The 18,800-nt window shown below is 68.0% G+C and carries 10 protein-coding genes; 8 read left to right on the forward strand and 2 right to left on the reverse strand.

Annotation, left to right across the window (positions count from 1 at the left end):
* Positions 1 to 13 precede the first annotated feature (13 nt).
* From ACMT1E_RS08235 to ACMT1E_RS08260, 6 genes are all read left to right on the forward strand, one after another.
* Entirely contained in the window at positions 14 to 556 is a 543-nt protein-coding gene (locus ACMT1E_RS08235) for an ECF-type sigma factor (RefSeq protein ID WP_414899588.1), read from the forward strand.
* Positions 553 to 2,937, forward strand: coding sequence for a protein kinase domain-containing protein (locus tag ACMT1E_RS08240; protein ID WP_414899590.1), 2,385 nt, complete (start codon positions 553 to 555; stop codon positions 2,935 to 2,937). Before ACMT1E_RS08235 ends, ACMT1E_RS08240 begins: the two co-directional genes overlap by 4 nt.
* 241 nt (positions 2,938 to 3,178) lie before the next feature.
* Complete coding sequence (locus tag ACMT1E_RS08245; RefSeq protein ID WP_414899591.1) at positions 3,179 to 9,628, forward strand: autotransporter domain-containing protein; 6,450 nt, start codon at positions 3,179 to 3,181, stop codon at positions 9,626 to 9,628.
* 396 nt (positions 9,629 to 10,024) lie between these two features.
* Positions 10,025 to 11,236, forward strand: coding sequence for an acyl-CoA dehydrogenase (locus ACMT1E_RS08250; RefSeq protein WP_414899592.1), 1,212 nt, complete (start codon positions 10,025 to 10,027; stop codon positions 11,234 to 11,236).
* Positions 11,237 to 11,246: 10 nt separating this feature from the next.
* Positions 11,247 to 13,436, forward strand: coding sequence for a thiamine pyrophosphate-dependent enzyme (locus ACMT1E_RS08255; RefSeq protein WP_414899593.1), 2,190 nt, complete (start codon positions 11,247 to 11,249; stop codon positions 13,434 to 13,436).
* Positions 13,433 to 14,479, forward strand: a complete 1,047-nt coding sequence (locus ACMT1E_RS08260) for an ACP S-malonyltransferase (RefSeq protein WP_414899594.1) — start codon at positions 13,433 to 13,435, stop codon at positions 14,477 to 14,479. The genes ACMT1E_RS08255 and ACMT1E_RS08260 overlap by 4 nt, the downstream gene beginning before the upstream one ends.
* Before the next feature lie 34 nt (positions 14,480 to 14,513).
* Here the strand turns inward: ACMT1E_RS08260 and ACMT1E_RS08265 are convergent, their stop codons facing one another.
* Positions 14,514 to 15,458, reverse strand: a complete 945-nt coding sequence (locus ACMT1E_RS08265; protein ID WP_414899595.1) for an aminotransferase class IV — start codon at positions 15,456 to 15,458, stop codon at positions 14,514 to 14,516.
* Positions 15,459 to 15,578: 120 nt separating this feature from the next.
* Here ACMT1E_RS08265 and ACMT1E_RS08270 point away from each other — a divergent pair, with 120 nt between their 5' ends.
* Positions 15,579 to 16,385 carry a PhzF family phenazine biosynthesis protein gene (locus ACMT1E_RS08270; protein ID WP_414899596.1) on the forward strand — a complete coding sequence of 269 codons (807 nt, stop codon included), beginning with the start codon at positions 15,579 to 15,581 and terminating at the stop codon, positions 16,383 to 16,385.
* An 18-nt stretch (positions 16,386 to 16,403) separates the two neighbouring features.
* Here ACMT1E_RS08270 and ACMT1E_RS08275 read toward each other — a convergent pair whose 3' ends face one another.
* The gene (locus ACMT1E_RS08275; protein WP_414899598.1) at positions 16,404 to 17,090 is read right to left on the reverse strand and encodes a GntR family transcriptional regulator; all 687 of its coding nucleotides are present in this window, start codon (positions 17,088 to 17,090) and stop codon (positions 16,404 to 16,406) included.
* Between the two features lie 294 nt (positions 17,091 to 17,384).
* Here ACMT1E_RS08275 and ACMT1E_RS08280 point away from each other — a divergent pair, with 294 nt between their 5' ends.
* Positions 17,385 to 18,692, forward strand: coding sequence for a dicarboxylate/amino acid:cation symporter (locus ACMT1E_RS08280; RefSeq protein ID WP_414899600.1), 1,308 nt, complete (start codon positions 17,385 to 17,387; stop codon positions 18,690 to 18,692).
* Positions 18,693 to 18,800: the final 108 nt, after the last annotated feature.

Genomic DNA, 18,800 nt, shown 5'->3' on the forward strand with positions numbered 1-18,800 from the left:
ATGGGGCGCAATAGTGACAGAGCTTGCTCGCTTCGCCAATCTTTGGCGCGATGGAGACAGGCTGGCTGGCGAGCGCCTCTTCCGCGAAATCGAGACGAGCCTGCACCGCATCGCCGAACAACGCCTGGCGCGCGAGGGGCATCATTCGCTCTGCGCCGGAGACCTGGTGAACGAAGCGGTCGTCCGCTTTGCCCGGCTGGAACGGGTGGAATGGGAAAGCCGCCAGCACATTCTCGCCTTCGCTTCCACGATGATGCGGCAAATCCTGCTCGACCATGCCCGCCGCAAGAACAGCGGCAAACGCCAGCACGATGCGGTCACCCTGTGCACCAACATTCCCGGCACTGAACCGGAAATCGAACTGATTGCGCTTAATCAGGCTATGCAGGACCTTGCCGCATTCGATCCGGAACGGGCGCGCATCGTGGAAATGCGATATTTCGGCGGCATGTCGCTGCCCGACATCGCGACTGTGCTCGGCCTGTCGGAGACAACGGTCAAGCGGCGCTGGGCATCGACCCGCGCCTGGCTGCTGGATCGGCTGGTCGACCCGTGACCCGGCGGCTCGCCCCGGCCGAGGAACTGGCGGCACTGGAATTGCTGGAAGACGCGCTTGACGGCCAGCCGGACGACCCGGCCGCCTATATCGCCCGCGCCGATGCGTCATCTGCCGTGCGCGACCGTGCCGGCCAGTTGCTCGCGGCGTCGCAGGGGATGACCGGGATCAGGACCGGTGCCGCCGCCCTGCCCGGCGATGTGGCGGACAACCGGCCCGCGCCGACCCGGATCGGCGATTATTGCGTCATCCGCCTGCTTGGCCGGGGCGGCATGGGCGCGGTCTATCTGGGCGAACGTGTCGATGCCGACTTCGACCATGTCGTCGCGATCAAGCTGATCAAGCCGGGCATCCTCTCGCATGACATGATTCAGCGTTTCCGCCGCGAACGACAGATCATGGCGAAACTGCGCCACCCGCATATCGCCCAGCTCTATGACGGCGGCGAGGCGGATGACGGATCGCCCTACATCGTCATGGAACATGTCGACGGCGTCTCGCTGGCACACTGGCTGGAACAGGCGCGGCCGGACCTCGACCGGCGCCTCGCGCTGATGTTGCAAATCTGCGATGCCGTCGAATTCGCCCACCAGAACCTGATCATCCACCGCGACCTGACGCCGGGCAATGTGCTGGTCAACGCCCGCGGCGACGCCAAGCTGATCGATTTCGGTATCGCCCGCCCACCGGTCGACCGCGATGCGCCACAGGCCGGCTCCGCGCTCAGCAAGCTCAGCCTGACGCCGGGCTTCGCCGCGCCGGAACGGGCCACCGAAGGGGCGGTCACCACCCTGGTCGACGTCTACGCCCTTGGCCGCATCCTGCTTCGCATGATCGACGACATCCGACAGCCGGAGCTTGAGGCGATCGCCCACAAGGCATCCGACGACGCACCGGAACGGCGCCACGCCAGCGCTGCTTTGCTCGCGGCGGACATCAGCGCCTTTCGCGCCGGCCATCCGGTCGCCGCCTATTCGGACAAGCCCGCATACCGGTTGGGCAAATATGTCCGCCGCCACCGTTTGCCCGTGGCGCTCGCCGGGCTTGCCGCCTTTCTGCTGGTCGGCGGGCTTGCCGGCATGACCCTCGCCTACCGGGACGCCGAACAGGCGCGCGCCGAGGCGGAACGGCGCTTCACCCAGGTGCGCGAACTGTCCAATTTCATGCTGTTCGACCTGTATGACGCGCTGGAACATGTCCCCGGAACGACAAAGGCGATGAACGACATCGCCGACCGGGCGCGCCACTATCTCGATGTGCTGTCGCGGACTCGCGGCGCGCCGACCGCGCTCCGGCTGGAAGCGGCGGTGGCCTACAAGCGGCTCGCCGACGTTCTCGGCACCCCGTCCGGCGCCAATCTCGGGCGGCGGGAGGAAGCGGGCGAAGCGCTTTCGATCGCGGTCGCGCAGATGCGGGCACTGCTCGCCGATCACCCCGGCGATCCGGCGATCGTCACCGGGCTGGCCGAAGCGCTCCATTCGCAGGCGCTGTTCGATTTCATCGCCGGAGACCGCAGCGCGGAAGCGCACGCCAGCGGTGAGGAAGCGGCGACCCTGTTCCAGTCGCTCGCCAGCACCGGCGACCGCGAACGTTATGCCGGCAAGGCGATCGATGCGCGCATCGACGCCGCCGCGCCGCTGAGCTGGATCGACCGGGGCGAAGAGGCGGCCGGGCGGCTGCGCCAGATCCGCAGCGATGTCGACCGGCACATCGCCACATACGGCCGGACCCCGGACAATCTGAAAAGACTTGCCCATGTGCAGGCAACGGCGGCGGAGGTGCTCGGCCGCCTCGCCGACGCCGGCAAGGGCGACTATGCCGCCGCCTTGCCCGACGCGGACGGCGCCATCCGCGCCTATGACGCTTATCTGCTGGTGGCGGACAAGAAGGACGGCGCACGCCGCAGCCTTGCCATCGCCCTGCTGAAACGCTCGCTCATCCTCTATTCGCTCGAACGCGACCGGGCGGCGCTGGCCGACCTCGACCGGGCGGAACAGATTGCGCGCGAACAGATCGGCCGCGACCCGCGCGACGACGGACTGGTGAGAATCCTGAACTCCATCCTTGAACAAAAAGCGATCACCCTCGCCTATCTGGGGCGAAAGGATCATGCCGTCCGCACCGCGCAGGAAAGCCTGGGGGCGAAGCGCCAGCGTGCGCAGGCGCTGCCGCAGGATCGCGGGGTCCAGCGCGAATATGCCGGCAACCTCCTGCTTGTCGGCCGCGTCTTCGAAATTGTCGGGGACAGGCGGGGGGCATGCCGCCTCTACCGTGAAGCGCAGGCGCTGTTCGGCACGCTCGACCGGCAGCGCCCGCTGGCCGATTACGATCGGCAGGTCGTCACCCGCGACATCGCCGCCTTCATCGCCCGCACCTGCTGATTGCGCCGCGCGCCGGCCCGCCGGAATAATTCTGCGCCGGGGTGGCCCGGTTTCGCCCGCGCCTGCGCTCAAGCCAGATAAGCGCCTGCTGCCTACGGCACAAAGCATGCGCGCCTATCAATTGGCATTCTGAGGAGCGGGCATGCAGGGACGGGGCAATCGGGCACATCGCGGAATCGAAACAAATCGAATGACTGCCTCGCGGCGATCCACAACCTTGTTGACGGCCGCATCGACCCTCATGCTCGCGACAAGCCTGCTCTCTCCTTCTGCCGCCCAGGCCGCGTGCGATCAGCCGGCGGCAAACGGCGTCACCGCGTCCTGCACCGGCACCACCCAGAATCAGAATGGCAGCAACGGTTACGGCACCGGCAGCGAGACCGGCGTCACCCTGACCGTTCAGCCCAACGCCATTGTTTCCGGCGACGTATATGGGATCAGCCTTGGCGCGAATGCGGTGGTCACCACCGGCGCGGGCAGCCGGGTGGAAGGCAGCGAGGCCGGCATCCAGACGAACGGCGCGAATGCTTCCGTTACCGTCGCCGGCAATGTCGAGTCCGACTGGTTCGGGGTCTCGGTCGACACCGGTCAGGTGACCGTCGCGAACGGCGGTTCCGTGACCGTGTCGAACGCCGGCGTCGACGATGACGAATTCGCCGCGGCGATCATGGTCGCCGACGACGGCGTGGTGACGATCGACGGCACCGTCACCAGCAGCGGCCGCCTCGTTCAGGGTGTATTCGTCGAGCGGCTGACCCCCAATTCCGGCCGCGCGAGCGACATCACCGTCGGGCAGACGGGGTCGGTGACGACCGACGGCGCCTTTGCCAGCGCCATCGGCTTTTTCGGTGGCGAGGACAGCAGTGCCAGCCACCGCGTCACCGTGCATGGCGCGATCACCACCACCGGCGACCATGCCTATGGCATCGACGCGCGCGAAGTCCTCGATGGCAGCGGCCCGATCCGCGCCGACACGACGGTCGAGATGAACGGCGTGCTGCGGACGTCGGGCAAGGCAGCGCACGGCATTTACGCCAGCGTTTCGGCGGGCAGCGTCAGCCCGATCACCATATCGAACGACCTGCGCGTCACCGGTGCAGATGCCCACGGTGTTATGCTCGGCATCTCGCGGGACGGCGCCGGCCGGATCACCGTCGCCAACGGCGGGAAAGTTATGGCGCAGGGGGCGAACGGCGTCGGCATCGCCATCGGCGCGTCGGGCGAGGTTCCCGGCCTCGGCACGGCCGAAATCATCATCGCCGAAGGGGGCAACGTCTCCGCCGGCAACGGCCCTGCGATCGCCGTAGTGGACGACCCGGAAGTGCCCGTCGACCCGGCTGTCGGGCGGATCGACACGCATCTGACCATCGCCGGCACGATAGCGCGGGCCTCGCGAAGCGACACCGCCGTTCTGCTGGGCGCCGGGGACGACCGCGTCACCCTCCTCCCGACCTATGACGTGACCGGCGTCATCAATGGCGGCGACGGCTTCGATACATTCGTGCTCGACGGCGCCGCCGGAACGACCGGCCAGATCGACCTCGTCGTCTCCGCCACCGCGCGGGTGACCGGCTTCGAAGATATCCGCAAGACCGGCCTCGGCACCTGGCGCATCAACGGCACCGTTCCGTCGTGGATGACGCTGCCCGCCGGCACGGTCGAAGCGGGCACGCTGTTTCTCGACGCGACGGCGCCCGGCCTCGACGTCACTGTCCTGCCCGGCGCGACAATGGCCGGCGCCGGAACGCTGCGCCACCTCACCATTGCCGACAACGGGGTGCTGGCGCCCGGCGACGGCATCGGCGTGATGACGATGGAATCGCTCAGCCTGAACGGCGGCTCCATTCTGGACTTCGAACTGGGAACGCCCGGCGTCGCTTCCGCCAGCGATCGCATCGACGTGACCGGCGCCCTGACGCTGGACGGCATGGTCAACGTCACCAACGCGGGCGGGTTCGGCAACGGCGTTTATACGCTGATCACTTACGGCACGCTCGCCGGCGACAATGGCCTGGCCGTCGGCGCGGCACCGGCGAACCACGCCTATACCGTCAACGCCGGAACCGGCTCCGCAAGCGCGGTGACGCTTGAGGTGACCAGCGAGGTCGCCGGGGCCAACCAGTATTGGGACGGCGCCAACAGCACGCACGGCAACACCCAATACGGCCGCGGTGGCGGCGGCATATGGAATGCCGCCGGCACCAACTGGACCAATGCGGCCGGCAACGCGAACGCGGCCTGGGGCGACCAGTTCGCCATTTTCTACAATGGCACCGGTGACGTTACGGTTGAAGGCGCACAGAGCGTTACCGGGCTGCAATTCGCGGCCGACGGCTATCGGCTGGTCGCGGGCGCCGGTGGCGCACTCAACCTGACCGGCACGCGCAGTTCCGTGCGCGTCGACGCCGGCCGCACCGCCACGCTGGCCCTGCCCGTGACGGTGGCCGGAAGCCTCACCAAAGACGGTGGCGGCACGCTGGCCCTGTCGGGCGAAGCCGATATTGCCGGCTCCCTCGACGTTTCCGCCGGCCTGCTGCGCATTGCGGGTGGCGGCACGGTGGAAGCGGAGCGCGGGGCCATCACCAACGGCGCAACCATCATCGTCGATGGCGCGGGGTCCGTGCTGACAACGCGGCCGACAGGCGCGGCGCTCACCGTCGGCGACACGGGCGACGGGACTCTGAGGGTCATCGCCGGGGGCAAGGTCGAGAATGCCCGCGCCGCCATCGGCAGGCTGGGCTACACGCAGGGCGGCGCGGCGCTGCCCTATAAGGGTGTGGTGGAGATATCCGGGCCGAACTCGGTCTGGAATGTCGCGTCGCTGTTCGTCGGGAGCGAGGGCGGTGACGGCGACCTCACCATCAGCGATGGCGGGGTGGTAAACGGGGAGACCGGTTTGATCGGCATCGGCTATCTGCCGATGCCCGCCGACTCGGGAATTCCGCATCGTGGCAGCACCGGACGGGTCACCATTCGGGGCGCTGGATCGGCCTGGCTGCTGAGCGATGAACTCCGGCTCGGCGTCAGCTCGGAAACGGTTGCCCTCACCACCATCACGGATGGCGGCGCATTGACGAGCCCATATCTTTATCTGGGGTCCGGCGCCGATTCGCAGGGAGAGTTGCACGTCTCCGGCGCGGGTTCGACAGTCACCGCCAATGCCGGTATTTTTGTCGGCTATGGCGGACGCGGCGCTCTGACCCTCGCCGACGGCGCGCAGGCGAGCAGCTACCGCGGCGAGATTGCGACAATCACGGACGGTATCGGCGACATGCTGGTGACGGGCACCGGGTCAGTGTGGACCGTGGGCGATCTGGTCGAGATCGGCATCAATGGCGGCGTGGGCAGCCTGACCATTGCCGATGGCGGACGGGTGCGGACCGGAACGGCGGTTGCCGACAATTTCGGCGGTATCAACCTTGGCGGGAACACCGCGAGCAGCGGCACGCTCACCATCGGTGCCGCGCCGGGTGAGGCGCCGGCCGCCGCCGGCGTGCTGGACGCGACCTATGTCAGCTTTGGCGGCCATAATGGCACGATCAATTTCAATCACAGCGGCGTCACCACTTTTGCGCCGGTGATCGACAGCCTGGCCGGTGCCAACCATGCGATCAACCATTATGCCGGCACCACGATCCTAACCGGCGACCCGGCGAGCAACAGCGCCTTCAAAGGCTTTGCCGGCACGACAACCGTCTATGGCGGCACGCTGCTTGTCGGCGACGCGGACGGGAAGGGCGAGCTTGGCGGGCGGGTGATCGTGAAGGCCGGCGCCACCCTCGGCGGATCCGGCTATATCGGCAAGAACGGCCCCAAGATCGACGGTACCGCCGTCCCCAACATCATCGAAGCGGGCGGCATCGTCGCCCCCGGCACCAACGGTGTCGGCGCCCTCACCTTTGCAGGCGAACTGCGCTTCGACGCCGGGTCCCAGCTGCATTTCCAGATCGGCACGCCGGGCAGCGCGGACAGTCCCGGCACCAGCGACCGCATCGTGATGAGCGATCTGAACGCGCATCTGAATGTCGGTGCAAGGCCAGAACTGCACCTTTTCGATATCGGCGGCGCGGGTATCGGCCATTACCGCATCTTCACCCTGAACCGCGGCGCGGCGACGCGGCACCCGGACGGTTACTTCACCATCATCCAGCCCGGCCCGGCTCCAGGCGCCGATTACAACGTGATCGAGGTGTGGGACGCCGGCGGGACGAACTCGCATCTCGATCTTGTCATCGGCAGTCCCGACAATCTCCAATACTGGCAGGACACATCCGCCAGCTGGACGGCGGGCGGACTTGACTGGCGCAATGCCGGCCAGCCGGTCGACGTCGCCTGGGCCGGCAACCATGGCGTGTTCGACGGCGCCGGATCGACCATTTCCGTCGATGGCACGCAGAGCTTCAAGGGCCTGCAGTTCGTCACCTCCGGCTACACGCTCGACGGCCCCGGCGCGCTCGAAACCGTGGCCGGCGCCAGCGAATTGCGCGTGCTGGGTGACGGCGCCGCGACGATCGGCGCGGCGATCACCGGCACCGGCGGCATCGTCAAGACGCAGAGCGGCACCCTGACGCTGACCGGCGTCAACAGCTACACCGGCCGGACGACCATAGATGGCGGCACGCTTGCCCTGAACGGCATCGGCTCGATCGCCGCCAGCTCCGGCGTCACGTTGAACGGCGGCCAGTTCGACATCGCCGGCGTCGCCGGCGGCCTGGCGCAGATCGGCTCGCTTTCCGGCTCCTCCAGCGGCCATATCTGGCTCGGCACCGCCGAACTCGCCGTCCATCAGGCGGAAGCCGCCACCTACGCCGGCATAGTCGGGGGCGACGGCGATTTCACCCTGACCGGCCCCGGCATGCTGACCCTGACCGGGATTTCCGACATCGGCCTGACCACGGTGACGCCCGGCGCCACGCTGCGGATCGGTGACGGCACCGGCGGCGGGCTGGTTTCCGGCGACATCCACAATGACGGCACGCTGATCATCGACCGCACCGACACATCCTTCTACGGCAGCACGCTGACCGGCAACGGCGCCCTGCTGCATCGGGGGCCGGGCACCACCCTGATCGCCGGCAACAACGACCTGTATAATGGGCTGGTCCACATCGACAACGGCACGATCCAGCTGACCGATACGGGGCAGATCAGCACGCCGATGCTGACCGTCAATACCGGCGGCGCATTGCGCGGGCTGGGGACGGTGCGGGGCGACGTTCAAGTGCTTGGTCGGTTGCTGCCGGGCCTGTTCACGCCGCCGAACGTCCCGGGCGGCGCGAATATCCTGGAACCGCTCCGCGTGATCGGCGACGTCAGCTTCGATCCCGCCGCGACCTTCGGCGTGCGCGTTGCCGCCAGCGGCAGTACCGACAGCCTGGCCGTCACCGGCGCCGCGGCGCTGGCCGGCACGGTCGAGGTCACCGCCATCGACCCGGCGCTTTCCTACCGCAACGGCCAGACCTACACGATCCTGTCCGCGTCGGACGGGATCAGCGGCAGCTTCAGCGATTCGATGATGCTGACCCATTCGGCGTTCATCACCCCGGAACTCTCCTACACCGGTACCGACGTGCTGCTGACGCTGGCGATCACCCAGGATTTCACCACCGTCGCCAACACGATCAACCAGCGCGAAGCGGCAAAGGGTCTGTTCAACCTCGACCAGACGGCCGGGTCGGACGCGCTGGCCGTGTTCAACACCGTCGCGATGCTCGACGCCGCCGAGGCGCGCGCCGCCTTCGACCTGGCTTCGGGCGAAATCCACGCCTCCGCCCAATATGCGGTGGCGGACACGACGGACCTGTTCACCCGCACCGTCCAGCGCCGCGCCGGCGCGATGCCGTCGGCACCCGGCCGGCCGACGCCCTGGCTCGCCCTGCTCGGGCAGAGCGGCAGGCATAACGCGGACGGCAACGCCGCGCGCCTGTCCAGCCATGCCTGGGGCATCGCGGGCGGTGTCGATCTGGTGAACGCCACCATCGGTGACAGCGGCTCGGCGCGGCTCGGCCTCGCCGCCGGCTATCTCGATGGCCGGGCAACCGTCGCCGCGCGCCGCTCCTCCGTCGATTACGACAGCAGCTTCATCGGCGCCTATCTCGCCCTGGCCCACGGTGGCATCCAGCTGTCGAACGCGTTCAGCATCGGCTGGCACGATCTCGACAGCCAGCGGCAAGTCTCGATCGGCGCGCTCGACCGCACGGCGCGGGCTTCGCGCGATGCGCGCTCGGTCGGCTATTCGGCGGCGCTGCGCTACGACCTGCCGGTCGGCGCGTTGCGCCTGTCGCCGCTCGCCACGCTCGACATCGCCAATATCCGCCTGAACGCGGCGCAGGAAACCGGCGCCAACGCCCTGGCGCTGAATCTCCGCAAGGAGAATTTCACGGCGGCATCGGTCGGCGCCGGCGCGGAGCTTGGCTTCGGCAGCGGCGCCAGCCCGGTCAGCGCCAGCGTCCGACTGCTCTACGACCATCGGATCGGCGACGCCCTGCCCCGGCAGCGCGCGCTGTTCACCAGCAGCTCGGCCCAGCACACCGTACTCGGCCCGCGCCTGCGGGACGGCGGCATCTCCGCCGGTGCTGCCCTGGGCATCCGCCTGTCGAGCCACGCCACGCTGACCGCCGCCTATGACGGCGTGTTCAACAGCGACCTCAACACCCACAGGGGGAATATCGCTCTCAGCATCGGCTTCTGACCCGGGCCGATCCCTCGGGCACCGAATTCCGCGCCATCACGGCGGCGTCCGGTGCCCACCCCCTTTCCGGTCAGGCGCCCGCCCCCTGCCCGCCCACCATCGACGATCTCAGGATCTGGATCACCTGCTTCATGAACCGCGATAGCGGCCGCTAACGGTGCGCGGGTTCGGCGCAACATAGCCCGCTGCGGCGGCACGGCCGGGCTATCGGGCGAAGAAGCCGCGCGAAACCGGCGATCCATTCCATTTCTGCATCAATGCATGAAGTCAAAGCATTGGAACGGCCCGGCGGAACGCCGCAGAAGCGGCGCCGGGCGGCGGATGTGTCGTGCCGTTTGGCGGGCCGAACCCCCGGCATATTCCCTGTCATCCTGAACAAGGCGATCGCGCGAGGACATGTCATTGACGCCTGAAACCCCACCGCGCCCGGCCACGGGCTTCGCCTGGGACGATCCGTTCCTGCTCGACGCGCAGTTGACCGACGAGGAACGGATGATCCGCGACGCCGCCCGCGCCTATGCGCGGGACCGGCTGCAACCCCGCGTCACCGCTGCCTTTGCCGAGGAACGGACAGACCCGGACATCTTTCGCGAGATGGGGGCGCTCGGTCTGCTCGGGGTGACGGTCGACCCGGCCTATGGCGGCGCCGGCGCCGGCTATGTCGCCTACGGGCTGATCGCGCGCGAGGTCGAGCGGGTGGATTCCGGTTATCGCTCGATGATGTCGGTGCAGTCGTCGCTGGTCATGTACCCGATCGACGCCTACGGATCGGAGGAGCAGAAGCGCAAATACCTGCCCCGGCTGGCAAGCGGGGAGTGGATCGGCTGCTTCGGCCTGACCGAACCGGATGCCGGGTCCGACCCCGGATCGATGAAGACCCGCGCGACGAAAATCGACGGCGGCTACCGGCTGAACGGCGCCAAGACGTGGATCTCCAACGCGCCGATCGCCGACCTGTTCGTCATCTGGGCGAAGTCCGACGCGCATGACGGCCAGATCCGCGGCTTCCTGCTCGAAAAGGGCATGGCGGGCCTTTCGGCACCGAAGATCGGCGGCAAGCTGTCGCTGCGCGCCTCGATCACCGGCGAAGTCGTCCTCGACAATGTCGCGGTGGGCGAGGACGCACTCTTGCCCAACGTGTCGGGGCTGAAGGGGCCGTTCGGCTGCCTCAACCGCGCCCGCTACGGCATCAGCTGGGGGGCGATGGGCGCGGCGGAGGCGTGCTGGCACGCCGCGCGCCAATATGGGCTGGACCGCAAGCAGTTCGGCCGCCCGCTCGCCCAGACCCAGTTGTTCCAGAAGAAGCTGGCCGACATGCAGACCGAAATCGCGCTCGGCCTGCAGGCCAGCCTGCGCGTCGGGCGGCTGTTCGACGAAGGCCGGATGGCGCCGGAGATGATCTCGATCGTCAAGCGCAACAATTGCGGCAAGGCGCTCGACATCGCGCGGATGGCGCGTGACATGCACGGTGGCAACGGCATATCCGAGGACTATCAGGTGATGCGGCACATGGTGAACCTGGAGACCGTCAACACCTATGAAGGCACGCACGACGTCCACGCGCTGATCCTCGGTCGCGCCCAGACCGGCCTGCAGGCCTTCTTCTGAGGAGACGGCGATGGACCGGGTACAGATCGTCCACGACAATTTCCTGCGCCGGGTTGGCGATGGCGATCTGCCTGCGGGGCGACCACCGGCCGGCCCGCTTGCCCCCGAACAGGCGGTGTCGATCTTCCGCTCCGGCTGCCTGTCGCGCGCGCTCGACCGGGTGAGCCGGACGATGCAGGCACACGGCCAGGGCTATTACACCATCGGGTCGTCGGGCCATGAGGGGATGGCGGCGGTCGCCGCAGCACTTCGCCCGACCGACATGGCGTTCCTCCACTATCGCGACGCCGCCTTCCAGATCGAACGGTCGGCGCAGGTGCCCGGTCAGTCGATCACCTGGGACATGCTGCTGTCCTTCGCGTGCAGCGCGGAAGACCCGATTTCGGGCGGGCGGCACAAGGTGCTTGGCTCAAAGGCGCTGAACATCCCGCCGCAGACCTCGACGATCGCCAGCCACCTGCCCAAGGCGGTCGGCGCCGCCTATTCGATCGGCCTCGCCCGCCGCCTGCCGCCGGAACACAAGGCGCTGGCCGACGACGCGATCGTCATCTGCTCGTTCGGCGATGCGTCGGCCAACCACTCGACCGCGCAGGGCGCGTTCAACACCGCGCAGTGGACGGCGTTCCAGTCGGTGCCGCTGCCGCTGCTTTTCGTCTGCGAGGATAACGGCATCGGCATTTCCACCCGCACGCCCCGCGGCTGGATCGGCGCTAGCTTCTCCGCCCGGCCGGGCCTGCGCTATTTCGCCTGCGACGGCCTTGATCTCTACGACACGTTCCGGGCAGCCAGCGAGGCGGCGGAATTCGTCCGTACCCGCCGCAAACCGGCCTTTCTCCACGTCCGCACCGTCCGCCTCTACGGCCACGCCGGCGCCGACATGCCGACCAGCTACATGAACCGCGAAACGCTGGAGGCGGAGGAAGCGAACGACCCGCTGCTGCATGGCGTCCGGCTGCTGTCCGAAGCCGGTGCGCTGGCGCCGGACGACGCGCTCGCCATCTACCGGGACACCGAGGCGCGCGTCGAACGCATCGCGGCGGAAGTCGTCACCCGCCCCCGGCTCAGCACGGCGGCGGAGGTGATGGCGCATCTGATCCCGCCGCCGCGCACCTGCCAACGCGGCAATGGCCCATCGCTCGACGCGCGAACCCGCGCGTTCGGCGGCGACCTGAAACCGCTCGAATCGCCGCAGATCATGTCGCGGCTGATCAACTGGACGTTGATCGACCTGATGCTCGATCACGACGAAATCGTGCTGATGGGCGAGGATGTCGGCCGCAAGGGCGGCGTCTACGGCGTGACCCAGAAGCTGGAGGCGCGCTTCGGCCGCGCCCGGGTGATCGACACGCTGCTCGACGAACAGTCGATCCTCGGGCTTGGCATCGGCATGGCGCAAAACGGCTTCCTGCCGATGCCGGAGATCCAGTTCCTCGCCTATCTCCACAATGCCGAGGACCAGTTGCGCGGCGAGGCGGCGACCCTGCCCTTCTTCTCCAGCGGCCAGTTCACCAACCCGATGGTGGTGCGGATCGCCGGCCTCGGTTACCAGAAGGGCTTCGGCGGCCATTTCCATAACGACAATTCGCTCGCCGTCCTGCGTGACATTCCCGGCCTGATCCTCGCCTGCCCGTCGAACGGCGCCGATGCGGCGATGATGCTGCGCGAATGCGTCCGGCTGGCGCGCGAGGAACAGCGCCTCGTCGTCTTCCTCGAACCGATCGCGCTCTACCCGATGCGCGACCTGCACGAAGCGGGCGACGGCGGCTGGCTGCACAGCTACCCGGCGCCGTCCGAACGCATTCCGTTCGGTGAGGTCGGCCGCCACGGCGACGGCGAGAACATCGCGCTGCTCACCTTCGGCAACGGTGCCTATCTCGCCCGTCAGGCGCAGAAGCGGCTGGCCGACGAAGGCATCGCCGCCCGCGTCATCGACATACGCTGGCTGTCGCCCTTGCCAGAGGACAATATCATCGCGGCGCTCGCCGGGTGCCGCCGCGTGCTGATCGTCGACGAAACCCGGCGCAGCGGCGGGGTGGCGGAGGCGCTGATGGCGCTCTTGACCGAACGCACGACGGTTCCGCACGCGCGGCTGACGGCGGAAGACAGCTTCATCGCCACCGGCCCGGCCTATGCCGCGACAATGCCGTCCGCCGACACGATCGTCGACGCGGCGCGCGCGCTGGTGGGAGGGGATCGGTGAACAAAGCGGTCGTCATCTGCCCGGGGCGCGGCACCTACAACAAGGCGGAGCTTGGCTATCTCGCCCGCCACTTCCCCGACCCGGCGCTGCTCGCGCGGTTCGACGCACAGCGGCAGGCGGCCGGCCAGCCGCTGCTCGCCGCGCTCGACGGCGCCGACCGCTTTTCGCTCGCCAGCCATTCGCGCGGCGACAATGCGTCCGCGCTGATCTTCGCCGCCAGCCTCGGCGATTTCATGGCGATCGACCGCAGCATGATCGACATCGTTGCGGTGACCGGCAATTCGATGGGCTGGTACACCGCGCTCGCCTGCGGCGGTGCCTTGTCCCCCGAAAACGGTTTCCGCGTTGCCAACACGATGGGCACGCTGATGCAGCAGGCGCTGATCGGCGGCCAGCTCATCCACCCGTTCGTCGGGGAAGACTGGCGCCCGGACCCGGCCCGGCACCGCGCGTTGTGCGCCATCGTCGATGACATCGCATCCCGGCCGGGGCACGCACTGTACCGCTCGATCGAGCTGGGCGGCATGCTGGTCGTCGCCGGCAACGAAGCCGGTCTCGCCGCGTTCGAGGCGGCGGTGGAGCCGACGCAGGGGCGCTTCCCGATGCGCCTCGCCAACCACGCTGCCTTCCACACCCCGCTGATGGCACCGGTAGCCGCACAGGGGCGCGAACAGCTCCCGGTCGATCTGTTCCGCGGCCCCGCCCTGCCGCTCATCGACGGGCGCGGCGCAATCTGGTGGCCGGGCGCCAGCGACCCCGCCGCTCTTCGCGCCTACACGCTCGGCACGCAGGTGGTCGAAACCTACGACTTCACCCGTGCCATCCACGTCGCCGCGCGCGAATTCGCGCCGGACCTGTTCATCGTCACCGGGCCGGGTACGACACTGGGCGGCGCGATCGCACAATCGCTGATCCTCGGCGGCTGGCGCGGCATGGCGAGCAAGGACGATTTCCGCCATCGGCAGGAACGCGAGCCGATCCTCGCGGCAATGGGCATGGCGGAACAACGCCCGCTCGCGACCGGCCCCGCCCGAAACGGGTGATTCACAACCGCCGAAGCCGCGGCGCCGTTGCGCATCAGATCGTCGTTATCCTGCTCAGATAGGATTCCCCGACCGCGCGGGTCACCGGCCCGACCGCGCCGTCGCCGATCCTGCGCCCGTCGACGGATGCCACCGGCGTAATCCCGCCCAATGTGCCGGTGACGAAGGCCTCGTCGGCCGAATAGACCTCGGCCAGCGTGAAATCCTTCTCGCGCACCACGCCGATTTCCTCGCCGTAGAGCGCCATCACCTTGCGCCGGGTGATGCCGTTGAAATTGCATGCGCCGGTCGACGTCCACAGTTCCTTGCCGCGGACGATGAAGAAATTGGTCGAATTGCAACTGGCGACGAAGCCGCGCTGGTCGAGCATCAACGCCTCGTCGCAACCGGCGTTCAGCGCCTGGATCAGCGCCTGGATCAGGTTCAGCCGGCTGTGCGAATTGAGCCGAAGGTCGAACACGTCCGGCGTACTGCACCGGAAGGTAGAGGTCAGCAGCTTCAGCCCGCTCCGCGTCGCGGTGGGGATCAGCGCCTTGTATTCCGCGACGATGACCATCGTCGGCTTGCCGACGGCGAAGCGCGGGTCCTGCGTTGGCGTCCGCTTCAGCCCGCGCGTCACCATCAGGCGAATGTGGACACCGTCGCGCATCCCATTCGCGTCGACGGTCGCGCGGATCGCCGCTTCAACCGCCCGCCGGTCCTTGCCAAGGTCAAGGTCGATCGCGCGCAATCCCTCGAACAACCGGTCGAGATGATCGTCGAGCGCCACCAGCCGCCCGTCGATCAGCCGCAGCCCTTCCCACACCCCGTCGCCCATCGCGAAACCGGAATCGAACACCGACACCATCGCCTGGGAACGGTGGAAGAACGCGCCGTTCACATACACCTGGACATCGTCGTTGCGCGGGTCGCTGGGGTAGACCTGCGCGCCGGAAAAGCCGGGCGCATCTTCACCGCTGTCGCTGGCGGAGAATGTCATCGAGCCGGCCCCTTTTTGGCTATGGTATCACCGTTCGGCTCTAAAAACCGCACGGCCGATTGTCAACAATCGACCCAAACTATATGCCACCGGTCGAAGGAAGATATCGGACCCCACCCCATGCAGTGTTTCATCGTCGCCGCGTTCAGCGATACGCCCTTTCACGGCAATCCGGCGGGCGTCTGCGTGCTCGATGCCGCCCTCCCCCCGGCGACGATGCAGGCGATCGCCGCCGAACTGCGCCAGCCGGAAACCGCCTTTGTGCTGCGGACCGGCGATGATTGGGCGATCCGCTGGTTCTCGCCCGTCGTCGAAGTCGCGTTATGCGGCCACGCGACGCTCGCCGCCGCCTGCGTGCTGTGGAACGCGCTCGGTGTCGAACAGCACGTGCTGCACTTCGCGTCGGCCAGCGGGCCGCTCGCCGCCGAACGTGACCCTGACGGAACGATCTGGCTCGATTTCCCCGCGACCGCCGGCACGCCCGGCGCCGTGCCGGCCGAACTCGCCGCCTGCATCGACATCGGCTGGGTCGCCGCCGCCCGCCACGACGACCGCTGGCTGCTCGAATGCGCCGACGCGGCGGCGGTCCGCGCTGCCCGGCCCGATTTCGCCCGGCTGGCGCGTACCGGCATCCGCTCGCTGATCCTGACCGCCCGGTCCGACCGCCCCGGCCATGACATCGTCTCGCGCAACTTCGCGCCGATCGTCGGCGTCGACGAAGATCAGGTCACCGGCGCCGCCCATGCCTGCCTCGCGCCCCACTGGCACGGCCGCCTCGGCCCCGATCTGACCTGCTGGCAGGCATCGGCGCGCGGCGGCACGGTCAGAACCCGGCTGCGCGGCGACCGGGTCGCGCTTGGCGGTCGCGCGGTGATCGAATTCGCTGGCGCCATGCCCGCAATCGCCATGCCCACCGCCCCCGCCTGATCGCGCTTCCGCTCATCCTCAGGCGTCGACCTGTTCCTTCCGCGCTTTCAGAAAACGTTCGGTTTCCTCGCTGCCCAGCCGCATATGCTGCAGGATTTCGGCCTCCATCACCGGCCAGGAATCGCCCAGCGCGGCGGCGACGAAGCTGTCATGGCCGGTGCGGCGCGGGCCGTGGCGGCCATGCGCCAGGTAGTTGGCGGCAAGGTAAAGCTGCAACCGTCCTTTCAGCCCGCCCCAGATTTCCAACAACAACTGGTGATCCGCCGCTTCATACACAAGCGAATGCAGGTGCATCTCGCGGCGGATGCACTCCAGCTCGTCAGCGCTGTCGATCGCGGCGAGCAGCGCCTGCTGACGTTGCAGCATTTCCAAGCGGAAGGCCGCGTCACGCCGGTCCCAGGCCAGCCTGAACGCGAACATCTCCAGCGTCGTGCGCAACGAATAGATTTCGCGGATCGCGGATTCCGACAATTCGGTCACGCGCGTCCCGCTGAACGGCACCTGGACCAGCAACCCTTCGTCGATCAGCTGGCGGATCGCCTCGCGCAACGGCCCCCGGCTGACCCCGAACTGCTCGGCCAGCGCGGTCTCGATCAGCGCCGATCCGGGCACCAGGTCTCCGGCGAAGATCGCCTTGCGCAGCGCGTCCGCAATACGCGCGCCAAAGGTCTGCTTTTGCAGTTTTCCGACCGCCGGAACGCTCAATCACCCTCTCCTGAATTGATTGTCGACAAATAGCCCGGCGGGCATCGCCGCACAACCGCCGCACCCATTCCCGGCCCGCGCGCCCGCCCCGCGCGAACACCGCTTGCCTGTCCCATTCAGCGGCGATAGATTGTCGACAATCAATTAAAATATCCTGATACGCCGTTTGGGCTGGCCCCGATCCCGCGCGACAGATGCGGAACGACCGCCACCGGCCCGCGATCAAGGGAGGACAGGCTTGACGACCCGCAATCGCCCCCACCGCCGCGCGCCGGCGGCGGACGCGCACCGCGCATGAGCGTCAACGCCACCCCGTCGGCGCACAGGCGAAGCTGGCTGCGCCGCTACTGGTTCGACATTCCGCTGTGGAAACGGATCATCCCCGCCTTCATCCTCGGCGTCGCCGTCGGCGTGCTGTACGGAGAGGACGCGACCCGGCTGCAATGGATGGGCGACATCTTCGTCCGGCTGGCACGGATGCTGGTCGCACCGCTGATCTTCTTCACGATCACCGCCGGGGTCATCGGCATGGGCGATCCGAAGCGGCTTGGGTCGCTCGGCATCCGCGCGCTGCTGCTGTTCGCCGGAACCGCGCTGATCGCCGCCACGGTCGGCGTCATCCTCGGCCTGCTCCTCGAACCGGGGGTCGGCGTCAGCCTGCTCGGCGTCAAACCGCAGACGATCAACGCCGGCCGCACGCTCAGCGAGCAACTGCTGGCGATCATCCCGCTCAATCCGGTCCAGGCGCTTGCCGACGGGGATATGCTGGCGATCATCTTCTTCGCGATCTTCTTCGCCATCGCGGTGTTGACGCTTGGCGCACGCGCGCAGCCGCTGAACGCCGTGATCGGCATCGCCTCGGAAGCGATGATGAAGATGATCATCTTCGTGATGGAAACCGCGCCGTTCGGCGTGTTCGGCCTGATGGCGGCGGTGGTCGGTGCCAACGGTCTCGGCGCGTTCGTCAACGTGTCGCTGCTCGCGCTCGGCACGCTTGCCGGCTGCGCGATCCAGCTGCTCGTCGTCCATACCGGAATCATCGCGCTGCTCGGCCGGCTGTCGCCGGCGCGCTACCTGCGCGGCGCGGTCGACGCGCTGGTCGTCGCCTTCTCCACCTCTTCCAGTTCCGCCAGCCTGCCGGTCGAAATGGCGATCGCCGAAAAGCGCTTCGGCCTGCACAAGACGATCCTGTCCACCGTGCTTCCGGTCGGCGTCGGCATCGCCCGCGACGGCACCGCGATGTTCGTCGCGCTGCTGTCGATGTTCGCCATACAGGCACTCGGCATCACCCCGACACTGACCGATCTGGCGCTGGTCGTCGCCGTCTCGACCCTGCTTGCGCTCGGTGCGCCACCGATTCCGTCGGCGGCGATGTTCATGATGGCGGCGGTGCTTTCCGTCGTCGGGATCAGCGACGCGCAGGCGGCGATCATCGTCGGCTTCATCCTGCCGTTCGACCGATTGCTCGACATGATGCGCACCGTGGTCAACGTGTCGACCAACATGGTCAACGCCACCGTCATGGCGCGCTGGTCGGGCGAGATGGACGTCGATATCTACACCGGGCGGCATGCCGCCGACGCCGCCGACCGCGGGAGTTGACGCCGCGCCCCGGCAAGGCGATTAGCCGTTGGCGGAACGGGCTGAATCCCGCTTCGTAACGGTCGATTCCATCTCATCCTCTAAGGCAGGGCGCCCAGGCGGACCACC

The organism is Sphingomonas flavalba, assembly GCF_047553045.1.
GTDB classification, from domain to species: Bacteria; Pseudomonadota; Alphaproteobacteria; order Sphingomonadales; family Sphingomonadaceae; genus Sphingomonas_L; species Sphingomonas_L flavalba_A.